This window comes from Hydrocarboniphaga sp., assembly GCF_028291725.1.
GTDB lineage: Bacteria > Pseudomonadota > Gammaproteobacteria > Nevskiales > Nevskiaceae > Hydrocarboniphaga.
On sequence record NZ_JAQGNT010000098.1, the window covers coordinates 58,468 to 77,093 of the forward strand.

The following is an 18,626-nucleotide window of genomic DNA, read 5'->3' on the forward strand; positions in this document are numbered from 1 at the left end:
CCAACGTGTGCCCGCGCCGATGTTGGGGTTCGCTGCACTCACCCCAACCTACTCGGCTAGGGCCGTTCCACGCACAGCCCCACCGCTGCGATGCGGTCGGCGTGTGCGTAGACCGGCCGTTCGAGTTCTTCGCCGAACACATCGGGATCGAGTTCGATGTAGCGCCAACGGCAGTCGCGGCCATCGAGCAGCGCTTGGAGTTCTGCCAGAAACGGATCGACGCCGTCGACGATCGCGACGCCGGTATATAGCAACAGCCGGCCGCCCGGCCTGAGCCGCGCACAGGCTTGCGCGGCGATGCGCAGCCCCAGCTCGCGGCCCAGATCGCCGCCGCCGTGGCGATACGCGCGCTGCTGCTCGTCGGCCAGATACGGCGGATTGCAGATGATCAGATCGAAGCCGCCATCGACCGCGGCGAGCACGTCGCTCAGCACCGTCTGCACGGCGACGCCGGCGTGCCGCGCATTCACCTCGGCCAGGCGCAGTGCCGCCGCGTTGATGTCGGTCAGCAGCCATTCCGACGCCGACAGGCGGCCCGCGGCGGAGATCGCGCCGGCGCCGCTGCCGCAGCCGATGTCCGCGCAGCGCAGCGTCGATGCGGCGGCGGGCAGGTTCGCGTTGACGAAGTTCGCAAAGCGATAAGTGTCCGGCCCGAAGAACACCGCGTCGCCGGCCAGGGTGGGATAGGCCGAGTGCAGGAACAGATGGCCGTCCAGCGCGGAGACGCGGACCGTGCTGCGATAGCCGCCCGGCTCCGGCAGCAGAACGCCGGCATCGCGCATCAGCGACAGCATCGCATCGCCGACGATGCGGCTCTCGAACGGCAGGCTCCAGCCGAAGACGTCGCTCAGCGTGCGCGCGGTCTGCCGCCCGGCGCGGGCGAGCACGCGCGCATGCGTCAGCGGTGTCGGCGTTACGAACCGATACGCGCGTTCGGACAGCGCTTGCAGCAGGCTCGACAGTGCATCGTCGCGATTCATGAGTCGATGGCTTGAGACGGGTGCTGCGACTATACGGCCGTGCCTGCGCGCCGTGCTTTGGCGGTAGTGGAGAATGCCGCCGTGTTCAGTCCCTAATCAGACGGTCGGCGTCAGCATGCGAGACCTGAACCGGATCCTGAGCCGGATCCTGAACCGGATTGATCGAGACCGACCATGCGCGAACAGTTCGCCAGCTGGGCCGCCGCACACACCGGGCTAAAGAGCTTGAACCCGCGAGATCTGCAGCAGCGCCTGGCGGCGTTCAACGCGCATCGGCTGCGGCCCGGCTTGCCGAACGACAACTGGCGCCGCGAGCTGCGCGCCGAGCTGGAGCTGCGCGAACTCGAAGGTGAATACGTCGAGAACGAGCGTCGCGCCGTCAGTGCGATGCTGGCCGAGCTGCCGGGCGATCCGGATGCCTTCATGCAGTGGTTCGAGGCCCTGCGCGAAACCGGGCCGGGCCAGAACGACGCCCTGTTCCCGTGGCTCGCCAGCCAGGCGTCGATGGACGCCATGCGCTGGTTTCTGACCCAGGAAATCGGCGGCGAAGCCGGCTTCGACGATCTGGTGGCGCTGACCCAGGTGCGGCTGCCGGTGCAACCCAAGCTCGAGCTCGCGCGCAACTACTGGGACGAGATGGGCCGCGGCCGCGAGGACGACATGCATGGGCGGATGCTGGAGCATGTGGCCGAGGAACTGGGTCTGCACGCGACGCCCGAGGCAACGGTCTGGGAATCGTTGGCGCTGGCCAACCTGATGGCGGCGCTGGCGGCAACGCGCCGCTACACCTACCTGTCGGTCGGCGCGCTGGGCGTCATCGAGCTGACCGCGCCGGGCCGCGTGGCGCAGGTCAACCAGGGCCTGCAGCGTCTTGGCGTATCCGCCACCGGCCGCCGCTATTTCCAGTTGCACGCGGGGCTCGACATCCGCCATGCCGAGGCCTGGAACCGCGAAGTCATCCGCCCGCTGGTCAGCGCCGATCCGGCATTGATCCGGCCGATCGCCGAAGGCGCCTTGTTGCGGCTGCGTTGCGGCGCGGCCTGTTTCGAGCGTTATCGCCGCGAGCTGGGTGTGATCGCCGCATAGGGCCGCCGCCGCGCGGCCCTGTCTATACTGCGGGCTCCGCCCGATCGACACCGCCGCCATGTCCGCAAGCCTGCGCATCCTGCTCTCGTTGCTGCTGCTCAGTGCAATTCCGTACGCCGCGGCTTTCCCGTTCGGCTCCAAGATCGATGATCCGAAGGACGTGCCCAAGGTCACGACCAGTGCGCCGAGTGCGCAGCTGATCGGCCAGACCTTCACGATCGAATCGAAAGTCATGCACGAGACGCGGCGCATCAACGTCTACACGCCGCCGCCCTGCGACGGCCCCAAGGCCGCGGCCTGCCCGGTGCTGTACATGCCCGACGGCGGCATTCTCGAGGACTTTCTGCACATCGCCGGCCTAGTGCAGGTGTCGGTCGGCAACCATACGATGCGGCCCTTCATCCTGGTCGGCATCGAGAACACCGAGCGCCGCCGCGACCTGACGCCGCCCACCGACGTGGCCGAGGACCTGCGCATCGCGCCGCGCGTCGGCGGCTCGGCGCTGTTCCGCCAGTTTCTGCGCGACGAGCTCAAGGTCGCAGTGCGGGCGCGCTACAACACCAGCAGCGAGAGCGCGATCGTCGGCGAGTCGCTGGCCGGCCTGTTCATCGTCGAGACCTTCCTGCTTGAGCCGGATCTGTTCGACAGCTATATCGCGATCAGCCCCAGCCTGTGGTGGAACGGCCAGCAGCTGGCCGACAGCACCGCGGCGCGTCTGAAAGCGCAGCCCGATCTGCACAAAACGCTGTACCTGAGCGCGGCCGACGAGAGCAATATTCTGCCGGGCACCCAGGTGATGGCGGCAGCGCTGAAAGCCGATGCACCCAAGGGCCTGCGCTGGTACTACGAGCCGATGCCGGGCGAGACGCACGCCACGATCTATCACCCGGCGGCGCTGGCCGCGTTCCGCAAAGTGTTCGCGCCGGCTGCCACTCCGTAGGTCGGCAATCCCTTGCCGACGTGTACGCCCGATACGCAACCGGGGCCTCATGTCGGCAAAGGATTGCCGACCCACTCTCCTGCTCCCCCTGGGCGAGCCCTTACAGACCTGCCTCCACCATCGAGTACGGGGAAGACGGCGCAGCCCGTAGCACTCAAACGCATTGGTGCCATTGCTGGACCCATTCACAATAAAACACGGGATATTTGAGCTTGGATCAAGCAACACACAACAAGATCGTTTCGTTCATCTGGGGCATCGCCGACGATGTCCTTCGCGATCTGTTCAGGCGGGGCAAGTACCCGGACGTCATCCTGCCGATGTGCGTCATCCGGCGCATGGACGCGGTACTGGAGCCGACCAAGCCGGCAGTGCTCGATACGAAGAAGATGCTCGACGAGGCCGGCATCACCGAGCAGCGCGCCGCGCTGTGCGACGCCGCCGGCCAGGCGTTCTACAACACCTCGAAATTCACCCTGCGCGACCTCAAGTCCCGCGCCAGCCAGCAGCAGTTGCTGGCCGATTTTGAGGACTACCTCAACGGCTTCTCGCAGAACGTCCAGGACATCCTGGAGAACTTCAAGTTCAGGAATCAGCTCACCACGCTGTCGCGTTCGGACTCGCTTGGAACGTTGATCGCCAAGTTCCTGGACCCGGACATTGATCTCTCTCCGGCCGGCATCGACAACCACTCGATGGGCACGGTGTTCGAGGAGCTGGTCCGCAAGTTCAACGAAGACAACAACGAGGAGGCCGGCGAGCACTGGACGCCGCGCGATGCTGTGCGCCTTATGGCCAATCTCGTATTCCTGCCGATCCAGGACCGGATCAAGTCCGGCACCTACATGCTGTACGACTGTGCCTGCGGCACCGGCGGCATGCTCACCGTGGCCGAGGACACGCTGACCCAACTCGCCGCAAAGCGCGGTCAGCAGGTCAAGAGCCTGCTATACGGACAGGAGATCAACCCGGAGACCTACGCGGTCTGCAAGGCCGACATGCTGCTCAAGGGCGAAGGCGAGAACGCCGAACACATCGTCGGCGGTGCGGAGTGGTCCACGCTCGCGCATGACGCCTTCCCGGCCCAGGAATTCGACTTCATGCTCGCCAACCCGCCCTACGGGAAGAGCTGGAAGAAAGACCTTGAAGCCATGGGCGGCAAGGACGGCATGCGTGATCCCCGCTTCAAGGTCATGCACCAGGGCGAGCAGCTCTCGCTGGTCACAAGGTCCAGCGACGGCCAGATGCTGTTCCTCGCCAACATGGCGGCGAAAATGAACGGCAAATCGGCACTCGGCAGCCGCATCGCCGAGGTCCACAACGGCAGCTCGCTGTTCACCGGCGACGCCGGCCAGGGCGAGAGCAACATCCGCCGCTGGATCATCGAGAACGACTGGCTGGAAGCCATCGTCGCGCTACCGCTCAACCTGTTCTACAACACCGGCATCGCCACCTACATCTGGGTACTGACCAATAGGAAGCCCGAGCACCGCAAGGGCCAGGTCCAGCTCATTGACGCCAGCCAGTGGTTCAAGCCGCTGCGCAAAAACCTCGGCAAGAAGAACTGCGAGCTATCACCGGAAGACATCGAACGCATCACGCATACCTTCCTGGAGTTCAAGGAAACCGCGGAGTCCAAGATCTTCCCCAACAAGGGCTTCGGCTACTGGAAGGTCACCGTTGAGCGGCCACTGCGCCTGCACAGCCGGCTGACGCCGCAGGCCATCGAGACCCTGCGCTATACCTCCGGGGACGAGGACATCCGGGCCGTACTGTTCGAGGAGTTCGGTGACGCCCTGACCATCCGGTTCTCGTCGATCGAGGCCGCGCTGGAAAAGCGGCTGACCGAATGGGGCAACGAGGACGATGACGGCGAGGATGAGGACGGCGGCAGCAAGCAGGGGCTACCGGAAAAGAAGCGCAAGAAGCTGCTCGACCCGAAGACCTGGGCGCGCGATACCCGGCTGGTTGACTTCGCAAATGTCCTGCGCGAAGCCTTGGGCGGCGAACTGTACGAGGACCACAACATCTTCCGGGACCGCGTGGATGCCGTGCTGAAGAAGACAAAGGAAAAAATTTCCGCGGCCGACCTCAGGCTCATCCTCAAGTCCGTGAGCTGGCGCGAAGAGACCGCGCCGCCGGTGATCGCCAAGCTGCACAAACCCGGCAAGCTCGCAGCCGACCCACTGCGCGGCCTGTATTTACTCCCCTCTCCCACCGGGAGAGGGGTCGGGGGTGAGGGCGCTCGCAGCGAGAACATCGTCGTCGAGCACGAGCCCGACTCGGACCTGCGCGATACCGAACAGGTGCCCTTGCTCGAAGAGGGCGGCATCGAAGCGTTCATCCGCCGCGAAGTGCTGCCCTACACGCCAGACGCCTGGATCAATGAGGACGCCACCAAGATCGGCTACGAGGTCAGCTTCACCCGGCACTTCTACAAGCCGAAGCCGCTGCGGTCGCTGGAAGAAATCAGCGCCGACATTCTGGCCATCGAGAAAGAGGCCGAGGGGCTGCTGGATGGCCTACTGGTGAGGAGCACAGCGGCATGAGCACCCGCAAGGCCCCCTCAAAGACAAAGCCAGCCACTGGCCGGAGCGTCATCCAACCCGATGCCAGCGAGCCCGCCGATACTTTGTTCAACGAGGTGGTTGACCTGATCGAGCAGGCGCGCCAGCGGGCCTACCAGGCGGTCGATAGCGAGCTTGTCGGTTTGTACTGGCGCATCGGCCAGTACATCAGCGCCAAGCTGGCAGCCGCTATATGGGGCGAAGGCGTGGTGGACCACCTGGCACAGCACCTGGCGCGTACCATGCCCGGGCAGCGCGGCTTCACACGCAGAAACCTTTTCCGGATGCGGCAGTTCTACGAGACCTACAGCGCCGACGAGAAAGTGACACCGCTGGTGACACAACTGCCGTGGACGCACAACCTGATCATCCTGACCCAGTCCAAGCGCCCCGAAGAGCGAGAGTTCTATCTGCGCATGGCGGTACAGGAGAAATGGAAAACCCGCGAACTGGAGCGCCAGTACCGCCTGGGCGCCTTCGAGCGCGCGGTGCTGAGTCCGCCAAAAGTGTCAGCGGCGCTGACACAAATCCAGGGCGACGCCCCAGCCGGCGTATTCAAGGACACCTATTCGGTCGAGTTCCTGAACCTGCCGGCCGACCACACCGAGGCCGATCTGCACAGCGGTCTGTTGGGCCAGCTTCGCGCCTTTCTCATCGAACTGGGCCGCGACTTCTGCTTCGTCGGCTCGCAGTTCCCGGTTCAGGTGGGCGGCCGCGACTTCGCGCTCGACCTGCTGTTCTTCCACCGCGGCCTGAACTGCCTGGTGGCCATCGAGCTAAAAGTGGACCGGTTCGAGCCCGAACACCTGGGCAAGCTGAACTTCTACCTCGAAGCGCTGGACCGCGATGTGAAGAAGCCGCACGAGAACCCGGCCATCGGCTTGCTGCTGTGCGCGTCGAAGGACAGCGAGGTGGTGGAGTACGCGCTGAGCCGCACGCTGTCGCCGGCACTGGTGGCGCAGTACCAGACCCAGTTGCCGGACAAGCAGATGCTGGCGGCCAAGCTGCATGAGTTCTATGCCTTGAGTGCGCCGGTTGACGAGGCCGAGCCTGTGCCATTGGCGACAGCGCGGCGGAAAAACAGGGTTGGCCGGGCGTGATTGCTGCTCTCAAGCCCTTGCGGACGCTGGAGGAAATCAGCGCCGACATTCTGGCTATCGAGAAAGAGGTCGAGGGGCTGCTACAAGGGCTGCTGAAGAAGGGTCCGCAATGAGTCAGCCGGCGTTCGACCTCACTCCCTTCCTCCATCAGGACGAGGGGCAGCACTTTGATCGCAAGTTCCTGTATGAAGGCCGGGAGGGGACGAAGCGCGCCCGCGACCGCCGCAAGCTGCGGGACCGCAGCCTGCTCGATCTGCATCCCCACGGCGCCAACAGCTACTACACCCTGCCGCCCCCGCTCAGCACCCCGGCTCAAGCGCAGACCGGTCCGGGTGATCGAGGGGAGTCGGAGCCGAATCGAGGTGAGCTGGAGGCGGGCCTGCTGGAACGCCGCTTCCCCGATACGCCCACCCATCCCGACCAGGCGTATCGGATCTCGCGCCGACGATTGCCGTTCGGCCTTCCGCAGGTAGACCCGGCATGAGAGAGATCCTCGGCAAGGCCAAGACCGTCCGCGAGGTGCTGCCGTACACGCCGGACGCCTGGATCAACGAGGGCGCGACCAAGATCGGCTACGAGGTCAGCTTCACACGGCATTTCCTCAAGCCGCAGCCGCTGCGCACGCTGGCCGAGATTGGCGCCGACATCCTTGCAATCGAAAAAGAGGCAGAGGGGCTGCTGGATGGCCTGCTGATGGGAGCGACGCAGCCATGAAGAAATTGATCAAGCGGCCCGGGCGTGTCGCTCCCAAACCTGCAAGACGAGCGGCGATGCCTGCGCCTGAGGCCAAGGCGCCGGCAGTGATCGACGAAGCCGCCCTCCTTGGCGATCTGCGGACGCTCGTCCAGGCGGCCCGCCAGCGGATTGCGACGGTGGCTTACTCCACCCAGACGCTGCTCTGCTGGCACCTGGGCAGGCGCCTCTCGAATGAGCATCTCCAAGGCGGCAGGGCTGCGTATGGAAAACAGATTCTCGTGACAGTGTCACGAGAATTGACTGCTGACTATGGCCGCGGATTCAGCTATGCCGAAATCGCCCGGATGATCCAGTTCGCGCAGTCGTTCCCCGATGAGACGATTGTCGTGACGCTGTCACAACAATTGAGTTGGTCGCATTTTCATGCGCTGCTCCCGATCAAAGACCCGCTCGCCCGAGACTTCTACGCCGAGATGTGCCGCATCGAGCGCTGGGACGTGCGCACGCTGAGGCAGAAGATCGGCGGCATGCTGTACCAGCGCACCGCGCTGTCGAAGAAGCCGGAAACCGTCATCTCGGCCGAGATCGGCAAGCTTCGCGATGGGCAAATGAGCCCCGACACCGTGTTCCGCGATCCCTACTTGCTCGACTTGCTGGGGCTCAAGGGGGCCTACAGCGAGCGTGACCTCGAGAGCGCCATCCTGCGCGAGATCGAGGGCGTGCTGCTTGAGCTGGGCGCCGGGTTCAGCTTCGTCGCCCGGCAAAAACGCATGAGCGTCGGCAAGGACGATTTCTATCTCGACCTGTTGTTCTTCCACCGCCACTTGCGCCGGCTGATCGCCGTCGAACTAAAGCTGGAGTCATTCCAGCCTGCCCATGTCGGCCAGATGGAGTTGTACCTGCGCTGGCTGGACAAACACGAACGTGCGCCTGGCGAGGAATCCCCGATCGGGCTCATCCTGTGCGCTTCCGCCGACGCCGAGCAGGTGGAGTTGCTGCAGCTCGATGCGAAGTCCATCCGAGTCAGCGAATACCTCACGGCCTTGCCGCCGCTGCCTCTGCTGCGCGCCCGGCTGCATCAGGCGATAGAACATGCCAGGGAACAGGCGGCGCGGCGCCTGCCCAACGCAGAGGATGACGAGTGACCCCCGACGACAGCGAGCACCAGGCGGTCATGGCCCTCGTCCGGAGTGTGCGTGATCTTCAGCAACGGGCGGCGCAGCAATACCAGCCGGTGGTGGACGGCATCCTGCGCACCGGCAGCCGCGATGCCAGGCACATCGAACGCACGCTGGATGGCCTGCTGGACTTCTGCGGCCACGAACCCGGGCTGGCGATGTACAGGCAACTCTGCCGCCACTACTGGGCGATCGACCCGGCGGCCACCGCCGACTACATCCATGCCTACCGCGAACGCTGGGATGGCGATGAACAGGGCGGCCAGGAGTGATTGACGGGCTCAAGCCGTATGCGGAGTACAGGGACTCGGGCCTGCCTTGGTTGGGGCGGGTGCCGGCCCACTGGCTCACGGCTCGCAATGGCAGCCTGTTCGGCCAACGCAGCCAGACAGGCTATGCCGAGTTGCCGATCCTGGAGGTCTCGTTGAAGACCGGTGTGCAGGTTCGCAGCTTCGGCCACGCGGGTCGAAAGCAGATCATGTCGGACCTGGGCAAGTACAAGCGGGCAGTTGAGGGCGACCTTGCCTACAACACGATGCGCATGTGGCAGGGCGCACTCGGCGTTTGTCCGGTTGATGGCCTCGTGAGCCCGGCCTACGTCGTGGCGCGACCCTACCCAGGTGTCGACGCCCGATACTTCGCCGCGTTGTTCCGGACCGGCAACTACATGGCCGAGATCGATAGCGCGTCGCGCGGCATCGTGAAGGACCGCAACCGGCTGTACTGGGACCAGTTCAAACAGATGCAGTCACCTTGCCCGCCGGTGGCGGAGGAGGCGGCAATCGTGCGATTCCTGGACTGGGCGAACGGGCGGCTGGAGCGGGCGATTCGCGCCAAGCGCAAGGTGATTGCGCTGCTGAACGAGCAGAAGCAGGCCATCATCCACCGCGCCGTGACCCGCGGCCTCGATCCTGGCGCTCCCCGCAAACCCTCTGGCATCCCTTGGCTCGGGGATATTCCGCAGCATTGGGAGGTGTCGAGATTAAAGAACGAGTTCCGCTGCTTGAACACGCAACGTGTGCCGCTCAACTCAGTCGAACGTGGCGCTATGACGTCGAGGACCTACGACTACTACGGCGCATCCGGTGTGATAGACAAGGTCGATGACTATCTCTTCGATGACGATCTGCTGCTCATCGCCGAAGACGGTGCCAACTTGGTTCTTCGAAACCTTCCGCTCGCAATTATTGCGAGAGGCAAGTTCTGGGTGAACAACCATGCCCATATCCTCAAGCCGAGGCGGGGGAGCATCGTCTATCTGGCGCATGTTTTAGAAACGCTGAACTACAAACCGTGGATATCAGGCGCAGCGCAGCCCAAGCTCACTCAAGACAGACTGATGTCGATTTCAATTGCAGTGGCCCCGTCCGACGAACAGGATGCGATCGTTCAAAAGACGTCGGAGCAAACTCGCCCGCTCGTGGCTGCCATCTCCCGCCTCGAACGCGAAATCGAACTCCTCCGCGAATACCGCACCCGCCTAGTCGCCGACGTCGTCACCGGCAAGCTGGACGTGCGTGAAGCTGCGGCGCGTCTGCCGGATGAAACAGCTCCGGATGTCGCGGAAGACGAGGCCGACATGGCGGAAGAACTCGGCAGTGAAACCGACGGCGCCGTGGCATGACGGTACCGGCGCAGCCGAAGCGGTATCACATCGCCCATGTGAACCGGCTGCCATCGATCGTGGTCGATGGTCACCTGTTATGGTGTGATCGTGAGGTGCTGCTCCGTGCGATGCCGGGCACGATGACCGGTGTGCATACGATCAAGCAGCGGCCGCTGAACGAACTGCAACTCAGCAGTCTCCCTGCGTTGTTCGTGAGGGAACCCTGTGCCGATCCTGCGCAAGACCATTGCCCGCGACACTCACCTGAACAACGATGAAGCCGCTGTATACAAGGCCATCGGCAAGAAGTATTTCGACAAGCATTCCAGCGTTAACCACGGCGCTGGTGAGTATGTGCGCGTAACTGGCGCGACCGTTGCTACTACGAACACCGTGGAATCCAACTTCGCCATCCTGAAGCGCGGCCTTTACGGAAGGCTCCACCACGTTGGTGAGCAGCGCTTGCAGCGCTACGTGACCGAGTTCGATTTCCGCTGAAATCAGCGTAAAGTGAACGACACGGCGCGTGCTGACGCGCTACTCGGTCAGATCGGCGGCAAGAGGCTCATGTACCGGGACTCGTCCGAGTCGGCCTGAGAAAACCACGCGGCAGGAGCGACTAGACATGACTGCTGAAAGAATCACCCTAGTCGTCGATGGACTGGAAAAAGACAATGGCGATGTACGCCTTGAGGTCTTTGTCGAAGAACTCCAAAAGCTCCAAGCCGCACTGGCTCGGGCCGACAAAACTAGTTCTGGCGGGAAAAGGCGCAGCTATTTCGCTGTGGTCGGCCTCTCACATTCCAGCCCGGCCACAGTTGAATTAGAAGCCCGCTATACAAATGGCGTTCCCTACGCTCTTAGAGGCCAGGCTTTCTCGCACTTCTTCGGCTTAATTGATTCTGTAGAAAACGGCGTCATCCCGGACGATGTTGACTATGGGTTACTCGAAGATTTGAGGGCGCTGTCTGCGCCCGTGGGAACGAAGTTGCGTGCAGCGACGCTCAAGATCGATTCCCGAATCTTTTCCCTAACCGAGAAGATCGCGAAGAAAATTGACGAGCATATGGCCGATCAGGAGCATTGCTTTTCTACAGTTGAGGGCACGCTAGAAAAGATCAACATCCACGCTGAAGCCAACGCTTTTACGATTTATCCAGACGTAGGCGCAAAGCGTATCGCATGTCACTTCCCGCCATCTTTAGTCGATAAGGCTATCTCGGCCGTAAGCAGACGGATCGCCGTGACTGGCCTTTGTGCGTATCGAAAGTTTGCGGATTTTCCACATCATATTAATGTGGATGATATTGAGATATATCACTCCGAAGACCAGCTTGCGAATTTCGACGACATACTCGGCTTGGCTCCTGGTTTAACTGTCGGAACAACATCAGAAGCCCTGATAAGGGAAATCCGCAATGGCTGGGAATAAGGTCGTCTACTATTGGGACACGTGCCTATTCATCGCATGGCTAGCCAGCGAGACGAGGAAGCCTGGTGAGATGGAGGCCGTTAGCGATTGCATAGCAAGGTTCAAAAGACGCGATATTTCGCTTATGACTTCTGTGCTGACAAGCACGGAAATCAGCGTCAATAAAATCCCCGCAGGTGCTGAAAATATCCTGCATGAAATCATGCAAAGGCCGAACTTCACGCGTATATCGGTTGATTTCCGTGTAGCTAATCTCGCCCGCGATCTTCGGAATTACTATCTGTTGCGGCCGGAGTGGAATCAAAAAACCATATCCGTTCCCGACTCGATCCATTTAGCTACATCGATTTTATATCGGGCCACCGAGTTTCATACCTTTGATGAAAGGGATAATAACAAGCACAACTGGCTAGGGTTGCTACAACTGAACGGCGATGTTGGAGGGCACAAGATGACAATCTGCAAACCATCCGTTGACGATCAGATGAAGTTAGCAGGGCCTGGATTTGGATCATGATCAGCGCACAATAAAAAAGCCGCCCTACTGATTCTCAAGGATTCGACCATGATCGAATACACAACGGGGGACATTCTGCGCTGCGGGGCGGATGCGCTGGTCAACACCGTCAACTGCGTGGGCGTGATGGGCCGCGGCATCGCCTTGCAGTTCAAGAACGAGTTCCCCGCCAACTTCAAGGCCTACGCGGCCGCCTGCAAGCACGGTGAGGTACAGCCGGGCCGCATGTTCGTGTTCGAGACCGGCCAGCTCACTGCGCCGCGCTACGTCATTAACTTCCCGACCAAGCGCCACTGGCGCGGCAAGAGCCGGATGGAGGACATCGACTCTGGGCTGGTATCGCTCGTCGAAGCGATCCGCGCGCGCGGCATCCGGTCGATCGCCATTCCGCCGCTTGGCAGCGGCCTCGGCGGGCTGGATTGGGCGCAGGTGCGTCCGCGCATTGAGGCGGCGCTGCGCGGGCTTGATGATGTGCGTGTGATGGTTTTCGAGTCCGGCGGTGCAGCAGCCTCCGACACGATGAAGCACCAACGCGAGGTGCCCAAGATGACTCCGGGGCGGGCCGCATTGGTGGAGCTGCTGAACCGCTACCTTCGCGGGCTGCTGGACCCTTTCGTGACGCTGCTGGAAGCGCACAAGCTGATGTACTTCATGCAGGAGGCGGGGCAGCCTTTGCGCCTGCGCTACAAGCAGGCGCCCTACGGCCCGTATGCCGAGAACCTGCGGCATGTGCTGCGCGAGATCGAAGGCCATCTGATCTCGGGGTACGCCGATGGTGGCGACGCCCCCGACAAGCAATTGCAACTGGTGCCCGGTGCCGCGGAGGAGGCCGGGGCCTTTCTCGCAGCCGACGCCGATACGCGCGCGCGCTTCGAGCGCGTGGCTGAACTGGTGGAGGGCTTTGAGACTCCGTTCGGGCTGGAGTTGCTGGCAACAGTCCATTGGGTGATGACGCGGCAGGGCGCCGTCAGCCTGGATGACGTCGTGCGGCATACCTATGCCTGGAACGAGCGCAAGCGGCAGTTCACGCCGCGCCAGATCGGTATTGCGCTTGAGTGCCTGACAAACAAAGGGTGGGTGAGCGGCAGCGCCCAGGCGGGCATGGGCCGAGCGTTTGCTTGATGGTTGCTTGATGGGTTGTTGACGGAATCGGTCGAACGGGGTGCGAACAGCATGCTTTCTATCATCAGATCAATATGTTGCGAAGGCTCCATTTAGTTGATGGTTAGTTGATTGAGCCTGGCGGAGAGAGCGTTTGAGTACCGACACCACCGAGAAAGGCCTCGAAACCCTGATCATGCGGCACATGACGGGCACCGATGGCCTGTCCGTGCCCGCGGGCCAAGCGGCGGAGCGTGCGCCCGAGTACGGTGGCGGCGGCTATCTGGCCGGCAGCCCCAAGGACTATGACCGGGTGCAGGCGCTGGATGTGGCGCAGTTGTTCGCATTTCTGGTGGTTACCCAGCCAGAGGCCTTCAAGAAACTGGAAATGGCCGAGCCGGGCAACCCCAAGGACATCAACCGGCTCAAGTTCCTGACGCGGCTGTCGTCGGAGATCGGCAAGCGCGGTGTCATCGATGTGCTGCGCAAGGGTTTGGCGCATGGGCAGCTGAGCTTTGCTCTGTTCTACGGTACGCCATCCCCCGGCAATGCGAAGGCGGCCGTGCTGCACGCGCAGAACCGCTTCTCCATGACACGCCAGTTTGCGTATAGCAACAACGAAACCCGTCGAGCGCTGGATCTGGGGCTGTTCATCAACGGCCTGCCTGTCGCCACATTCGAATTGAAGAACAGCCTCACCAAGCAGACGGTCGAAGACGCCGTTGAGCAGTTCCGGCGAGACCGCGACCCGCGCGAGCGGCTGTTCGAATTCGGCCGCTGCGCGGTGCACTTCGCCGTCGATGATGGCGAAGTGCGCATGTGTACGCAGCTCAAGGGCAAGGCTTCGTGGTTCCTGCCGTTCAACAGGGGGTATCACGACGGCGCCGGCAATCCGCCGAACCCGAAGGGCTTGAAAACCGACTACCTCTGGAAGCAAGTTCTCACGCGCGTGGGGCTTACGGACATTCTTGAGAACTACGCGCAGATCGTTGAGGAGAAGGATCCGAAGACCGGCCGCAAGAAACGTGTCCAGGTCTGGCCGCGATATCACCAGCTCGGCGTGGTGCGCAAGGCACTGGCCGATGCGCGCGAGCATGGCGCGGGGCAGCGATATCTGATCCAGCACTCGGCGGGCAGCGGCAAGTCCAACTCGATCGCCTGGCTGGCTCATCAGCTGATCGGCTTGCGCCTGGATGGCGCCGAGGTGTTCGACTCGGTGATCGTAGTGACGGACCGCCGCATCCTCGATGATCAGATTCAGAAGACGATCAAGGGCTTCATGCAGGTCGGCGCGACCGTGGGCCACGCAGAGCGCTCGGGCGATTTGCGCCGGTTCATCCAGGAAGGCAAGAAGATCATCGTCTCCACGGTGCAGAAGTTCCCGTTCATCCTCGACGAGATCGCACTCGACGCCGGCAAGCGCTTCGCGATCATCATCGATGAGGCGCACTCCAGCCAGGGCGGCAAGACATCCGCGGCCATGAGCGCGGCGCTCGCAGGGTCGGCGGCAGATGAAGGCGAGGAGAAAGACCCCGAAGACGCGATCAATGCGGCGCTGGAAGCGCGGATGGCGGCGCGCAAGATGCTCACCAACGCCAGTTACTTCGCGTTCACAGCCACGCCGAAGAACAAGACGCTGGAGATGTTCGGCGAAGCACTGCCGCCGGATGCCGATGGCAAGGTGAAGCATCGCCCGTTCCACAGTTACACGATGAAGCAGGCCGTCGAGGAGGGTTTCATTCTCGATGTGCTCAAGGCGTACACGCCGGTCGACAGCTACTACAAGCTGGTCAAGAAGACCGAGGACGACCCAGAGTTCGATACCAAGAAGGCCAAGAAAAAACTGCGCCGGTACGTGGAGAGTCACGACCACGCGATCCGGCTCAAGGCCGAGATCATGGTGGATCACTTTCACGAGCAGGTTCTGGCCGCGGGGAAGATCGGCGGGCAGGCGCGCGCCATGGTGGTGACCAGCGGCATCGAGCGCGCGATCCAGTATTACCAGGCGTTCAAGGCCTACCTGGCGGAGCGCAAGAGCCCGTATCAGGCCATCGTGGCGTTCTCCGGCGAGCACGAGTTCGGCGGCGCAAAAGTCACCGAGGCCTCGCTCAACGGTTTCCCGAGCAATGACATTGCCGAGCAGATCCAGAACGATCCGTATCGCTTCCTGATCTGCGCCGACAAGTTCCAGACCGGCTACGACGAGCCGCTGCTGCATACGATGTACGTCGACAAGGCGCTGTCAGGGATCAAGGCCGTGCAGACGCTCTCGCGCCTGAATCGCGCGCATCCGCAGAAGCACGACTGCTTCGTGCTGGACTTCCAGAACAACAGCGAGGGCATCACTTTCGCGTTCCAGGACTACTACCGGGCGACCCTGCTTGCCGACGAGACCGACCCGAACAAACTGCACGATCTGAAGACCGCGCTCGACGAGGCGCAGGTGTATTCGCCGGACCAGGTGCAGAAGTTCGTGGCTTTGTTCATTGGCGGGGTGGAGCGCGACCAGCTAGACCCGATCCTTGATGCCTGCGTGGCGGTGTACGTGGCGAACCTGGACGAGGACCAGCAGGTCGAGTTCAAGGGCAAGGCCAAGGTGTTCTGCCGCACCTACGGCTTCCTGTCGTCGGTCATCCCTTACAGCAATGTCGCTTGGGAGAAGCTCTCGATCCTGTTGAATCTGCTCCTGCCCAAGTTGCCGGCGCCGAAAGAAGAGGACCTTGCGAAAGGCATCCTCGAAGCCATCGACATGGACAGCTACCGGGTCGAGAAAAAAGCGGCGTTGAAGATTGCGCTGGCTGACGCCGAAGCCGAGATCGAGCCGGTTCCGACCGATGCCGGTGGCCGCAGCGGCGACCCCGAGCTGGATCGCCTGAGCAATATCCTGAACACCTTCAATGAGCAGTTCGCCACCCTGTTCAACGACACCGATCGCGTGGCTCAGCGCATCCGCGACGACATCGCGCCAAAAGTTGCCGCCGATGCCGCGTACCAGAACGCGAGGGAGAACACCCCGCACACGGCACGCATGGCGCACGACCTCGCGCTGGGCAAGGTCATGCAGATCCTGTTGAAGGACGACACGCAGGTCTACAAACAATTTGTGGAGAACGAATCGTTTAAGCGTTTCGTCGGCGATATGGTCTATGCAATGACGAGTTCCCCGTAATTCTGCGCAAGCAAGAACAATTGTTTTTTTCAGCTAGTTGCGTTTGCCTGTGGAGAACTGCCGAACCCGACCGCGCGATTACGCACGCCGTAGGGCTTGTAGCTTGTAGGGCGGGTCGAGACCCGCCGCTTTGTGGCCGTTGAAAACGGCGGGTCACGACCCGCCCTACGGTTCTACAACTCCCCCATTTGTGCGAAGCGCGTGTGCCGGACAACAGGAAGAATCGCCGCCATGACCGCGCCTAGCTACTCAGCCGACTACCTCCGCTCGCTCGCCGACCCTGAAGCCTTCTGGGCCGAGCAGGCGCAGTCGCTGCACTGGGATAAGCCCTGGGATCGCGTGCTCGAAGACAGCAAGGCGCCGCTGTATCGCTGGTTCACCGGCGCCGAGTTCAACACCTGCTACAACGCGCTCGATCGCCACGTGCTCGCCGGTCGCGGTGACGCGAGCGCGCTGATCTACGACAGCCCGGTCACCGGCACCCAGCAGCTATTCACATATCGCCAACTGCTGGACCGCGTTGCCGCCGTCGCCGGCATGCTGCTGGCACACGGCGTGAAGCACGGCGATCGCGTGGTGATCTATCTGCCGATGGTGCCGGAGTGCGCGATTGCGATGCTCGCCTGCGCGCGTATCGGCGCGGTGCATTCGGTGGTATTCGGCGGCTTCGCTGCGCCGGAGCTGGCCAAGCGCATCGACGCCGCGCTGCCGGTGCTGATCCTGACCGCCTCGTGTGGCATCGAGCCGGGCCGCATCGTCGAATACAAGCCGCTGCTCGACCAGGCGCTGCAGCTGGCGACGCACCCGGTCGGCGCCTGCATCGTGCTGCAGCGGCCGCAATGCGCGGCGAGCCTGCAGGCCGGCCGCGATCACGACTGGCGTGAGGCCGAAGCCGCTGCGACGCCAGCCGCGTGTGCGCGCATCCGCTCCACCGATCCGCTATACCTGCTCTACACCTCGGGCACCACCGGCAAACCCAAGGGCGTGGTGCGCGATCACGGCAGCAACGCGGTCGCGCTGCTGTATTCGATGCGCGCGGTCTACGATGTCGGTGTCGGCGACGTGTTCTGGGCAGCCTCGGACTGCGGCTGGGTCGTCGGTCATTCCTACATCGTCTACGGCCCCCTGCTGGCCGGCTGCACGACGATTTTCTACGAGGGCAAGCCAGTCGGCACGCCCGATGCCGGCGCCTTCTGGCGGGTGATTTCCGAGTATCGCGTGAAGTCCTTCTTCACCGCGCCGACTGCATTCCGCGCGATCAAGAAAGAAGATCCGCGCGGCGAGCTGCTGGCGCGCTACGACCTGAGCTGCCTGAAGACGCTGTACCTGGCCGGCGAGCGCTGCGATCCCGACACCGTGCTGTGGGCGCAGGCGATGCTGAAAGTGCCGGTGGTCGACCACTGGTGGCAGACCGAACTCGGCTGGCCGGCGATCGCCAACTGCATCGGGATCGAGGCCTTTCCGGTGAAGCCGGGCTCGGCGACACTGCCGGTGCCGGGCTACGACATCCAGGTCCTTGACAACGACGGCCAGCGGGTCGCGGCCGGCGAGATCGGCAACCTGGTGATCAAGCTGCCGCTGCCGCCGGGAACCCTGGCGACGCTGTGGAACGACGAGGCCGGCTATCTCGAGAACTATCTGGCGCGCTATCCGGGCTACTACCTCGCCGGCGATGCCGCGATCGTCGACGACGACGGTTATTTCTGGGTGATGTCGCGCATCGACGACATCATCAATGTCGCCGGGCATCGCCTGTCGACCGGATCGATGGAAGAGATTCTGGCGGCGCATCCCGACGTTGCCGAATGCGCGGTGATCGGTGTCGCCGATGCGCTCAAGGGCCAGCTGCCGGTCGGGCTGGTGGTGCTCAAGTCCGGCGTCACCCGCGAGCATGCGGACATCGTCCGCGAGCTGATCGAGAGCGTGCGCGCCAGCATCGGCGCGGTCGCCGCGTTCAAGCAGGCGATCGTGGTGCCGCGCCTGCCCAAGACACGCAGCGGCAAGGTGCTGCGCGCGACCATGCGCGCCATCGCCGACGGCCGCAGCTTTGCGGTGCCGGCGACGATCGATGATCCGGTGATTCTCGACGAGATCGCGCAGTTGCTGAAGGGCTCCGCTGCGTAGGTTGGGGTGAGCCGCAGGCGAACCCCAACAGTCATCCGCGCCGATGTTGGGGTTCGCTGCGCTCACCCCAACCTACGCAGCTGCGCGCGCCTTGGGTCAATCCTGCTAGTCAATTCGGGTGAGGTTGCGC

Annotated in this window: 16 protein-coding genes and 1 pseudogene; 16 read left to right on the forward strand and 1 reads right to left on the reverse strand. The window is 62.9% G+C overall.

The window, feature by feature from the left end; translation table 11 throughout:
- Nucleotides 1–56 precede the first annotated feature (56 nt).
- Complete coding sequence (locus JWQ90_RS25820; protein WP_299697951.1) at nucleotides 57–980, reverse strand: class I SAM-dependent methyltransferase; 924 nt, start codon at nucleotides 978–980, stop codon at nucleotides 57–59.
- Between the two features lie 174 nt (nucleotides 981–1,154).
- On the opposite strand from JWQ90_RS25820, the gene JWQ90_RS25825 reads away from it, so the two are divergent.
- The 16 genes and pseudogenes from JWQ90_RS25825 to JWQ90_RS25895 all read left to right on the forward strand — a co-directional run bounded on the left by JWQ90_RS25825 (nucleotide 1,155) and on the right by JWQ90_RS25895 (nucleotide 18,496).
- Nucleotides 1,155–2,066, forward strand: a complete 912-nt coding sequence (locus tag JWQ90_RS25825) for an iron-containing redox enzyme family protein (RefSeq protein WP_299697952.1) — start codon at nucleotides 1,155–1,157, stop codon at nucleotides 2,064–2,066.
- Nucleotides 2,067–2,124: 58 nt separating this feature from the next.
- Nucleotides 2,125–3,006 (forward strand): alpha/beta hydrolase-fold protein, encoded by an 882-nt coding sequence (locus JWQ90_RS25830; protein ID WP_299697953.1) that lies wholly within the window; start codon nucleotides 2,125–2,127, stop codon nucleotides 3,004–3,006.
- Between the two features lie 212 nt (nucleotides 3,007–3,218).
- Complete coding sequence (locus tag JWQ90_RS25835) at nucleotides 3,219–5,555, forward strand: class I SAM-dependent DNA methyltransferase (RefSeq protein WP_299697954.1); 2,337 nt, start codon at nucleotides 3,219–3,221, stop codon at nucleotides 5,553–5,555.
- Nucleotides 5,552–6,673: a PDDEXK nuclease domain-containing protein gene (locus tag JWQ90_RS25840; protein WP_299697955.1), complete on the forward strand. Its 1,122-nt coding sequence runs from the start codon at nucleotides 5,552–5,554 to the stop codon at nucleotides 6,671–6,673. Before JWQ90_RS25835 ends, JWQ90_RS25840 begins: the two co-directional genes overlap by 4 nt.
- Before the next feature lie 109 nt (nucleotides 6,674–6,782).
- Nucleotides 6,783–7,157, forward strand: a complete 375-nt coding sequence (locus tag JWQ90_RS25845; protein ID WP_299697956.1) for a hypothetical protein — start codon at nucleotides 6,783–6,785, stop codon at nucleotides 7,155–7,157.
- Between the two features lie 29 nt (nucleotides 7,158–7,186).
- Nucleotides 7,187–7,387: pseudogene (locus JWQ90_RS25850) on the forward strand (SAM-dependent DNA methyltransferase); the annotation flags it as partial.
- A 56-nt stretch (nucleotides 7,388–7,443) separates the two neighbouring features.
- Entirely contained in the window at nucleotides 7,444–8,514 is a 1,071-nt protein-coding gene (locus JWQ90_RS25855; protein ID WP_299697975.1) for a PDDEXK nuclease domain-containing protein, read from the forward strand.
- A gap of 29 nt (nucleotides 8,515–8,543) precedes the next feature.
- Nucleotides 8,544–8,819 carry a hypothetical protein gene (locus tag JWQ90_RS25860; RefSeq protein ID WP_299697958.1) on the forward strand — a complete coding sequence of 92 codons (276 nt, stop codon included), beginning with the start codon at nucleotides 8,544–8,546 and terminating at the stop codon, nucleotides 8,817–8,819.
- A complete protein-coding gene (locus JWQ90_RS25865; RefSeq protein ID WP_299697959.1) occupies nucleotides 8,816–10,171 on the forward strand; it encodes a restriction endonuclease subunit S in 1,356 nt (451 codons plus the stop codon). The genes JWQ90_RS25860 and JWQ90_RS25865 overlap by 4 nt, the downstream gene beginning before the upstream one ends.
- Entirely contained in the window at nucleotides 10,168–10,431 is a 264-nt protein-coding gene (locus JWQ90_RS29315) for a DarT ssDNA thymidine ADP-ribosyltransferase family protein (RefSeq protein ID WP_366919596.1), read from the forward strand. Before JWQ90_RS25865 ends, JWQ90_RS29315 begins: the two co-directional genes overlap by 4 nt.
- Nucleotides 10,379–10,651, forward strand: a complete 273-nt coding sequence (locus JWQ90_RS25870; protein WP_299697960.1) for a transposase — start codon at nucleotides 10,379–10,381, stop codon at nucleotides 10,649–10,651. The genes JWQ90_RS29315 and JWQ90_RS25870 overlap by 53 nt, the downstream gene beginning before the upstream one ends.
- A 127-nt stretch (nucleotides 10,652–10,778) precedes the next feature.
- Nucleotides 10,779–11,585: a hypothetical protein gene (locus JWQ90_RS25875; protein WP_299697961.1), complete on the forward strand. Its 807-nt coding sequence runs from the start codon at nucleotides 10,779–10,781 to the stop codon at nucleotides 11,583–11,585.
- Nucleotides 11,572–12,102, forward strand: a complete 531-nt coding sequence (locus JWQ90_RS25880) for a PIN domain-containing protein (RefSeq protein WP_299697962.1) — start codon at nucleotides 11,572–11,574, stop codon at nucleotides 12,100–12,102. The genes JWQ90_RS25875 and JWQ90_RS25880 overlap by 14 nt, the downstream gene beginning before the upstream one ends.
- 48 nt (nucleotides 12,103–12,150) lie before the next feature.
- Nucleotides 12,151–13,224, forward strand: a complete 1,074-nt coding sequence (locus tag JWQ90_RS25885; RefSeq protein ID WP_299697963.1) for a macro domain-containing protein — start codon at nucleotides 12,151–12,153, stop codon at nucleotides 13,222–13,224.
- A 133-nt stretch (nucleotides 13,225–13,357) separates the two neighbouring features.
- Complete coding sequence (locus tag JWQ90_RS25890; protein ID WP_299697964.1) at nucleotides 13,358–16,372, forward strand: type I restriction endonuclease subunit R; 3,015 nt, start codon at nucleotides 13,358–13,360, stop codon at nucleotides 16,370–16,372.
- 231 nt (nucleotides 16,373–16,603) lie between these two features.
- Nucleotides 16,604–18,496, forward strand: a complete 1,893-nt coding sequence (locus JWQ90_RS25895) for a propionyl-CoA synthetase (protein WP_299697965.1) — start codon at nucleotides 16,604–16,606, stop codon at nucleotides 18,494–18,496.
- Nucleotides 18,497–18,626 lie beyond the last annotated feature (130 nt).

Bases quoted from the DNA above. Each gene is read 5' to 3' on its own strand.
- JWQ90_RS25875 (WP_299697961.1), top strand. From the start codon at position 10,779: ATGACTGCTGAAAGAATCACCCTAGTCGTCGATGGACTGGAAAAAGAC.
- JWQ90_RS25855 (WP_299697975.1), top strand. From the start codon at position 7,444: ATGCCTGCGCCTGAGGCCAAGGCGCCGGCAGTGATCGACGAAGCCGCC.
- JWQ90_RS25840 (WP_299697955.1), top strand. From the start codon at position 5,552: ATGAGCACCCGCAAGGCCCCCTCAAAGACAAAGCCAGCCACTGGCCGG.
- JWQ90_RS25845 (WP_299697956.1), top strand. From the start codon at position 6,783: ATGAGTCAGCCGGCGTTCGACCTCACTCCCTTCCTCCATCAGGACGAG.
- JWQ90_RS25860 (WP_299697958.1), top strand. From the start codon at position 8,544: ATGGCCCTCGTCCGGAGTGTGCGTGATCTTCAGCAACGGGCGGCGCAG.
- JWQ90_RS25880 (WP_299697962.1), top strand. From the start codon at position 11,572: ATGGCTGGGAATAAGGTCGTCTACTATTGGGACACGTGCCTATTCATC.
- JWQ90_RS25825 (WP_299697952.1), top strand. From the start codon at position 1,155: ATGCGCGAACAGTTCGCCAGCTGGGCCGCCGCACACACCGGGCTAAAG.
- JWQ90_RS25895 (WP_299697965.1), top strand. From the start codon at position 16,604: ATGACCGCGCCTAGCTACTCAGCCGACTACCTCCGCTCGCTCGCCGAC.
- JWQ90_RS25885 (WP_299697963.1), top strand. From the start codon at position 12,151: ATGATCGAATACACAACGGGGGACATTCTGCGCTGCGGGGCGGATGCG.
- JWQ90_RS25820 (WP_299697951.1), bottom strand. From the start codon at position 980: ATGAATCGCGACGATGCACTGTCGAGCCTGCTGCAAGCGCTGTCCGAA.
- JWQ90_RS25830 (WP_299697953.1), top strand. From the start codon at position 2,125: ATGTCCGCAAGCCTGCGCATCCTGCTCTCGTTGCTGCTGCTCAGTGCA.
- JWQ90_RS29315 (WP_366919596.1), top strand. From the start codon at position 10,168: ATGACGGTACCGGCGCAGCCGAAGCGGTATCACATCGCCCATGTGAAC.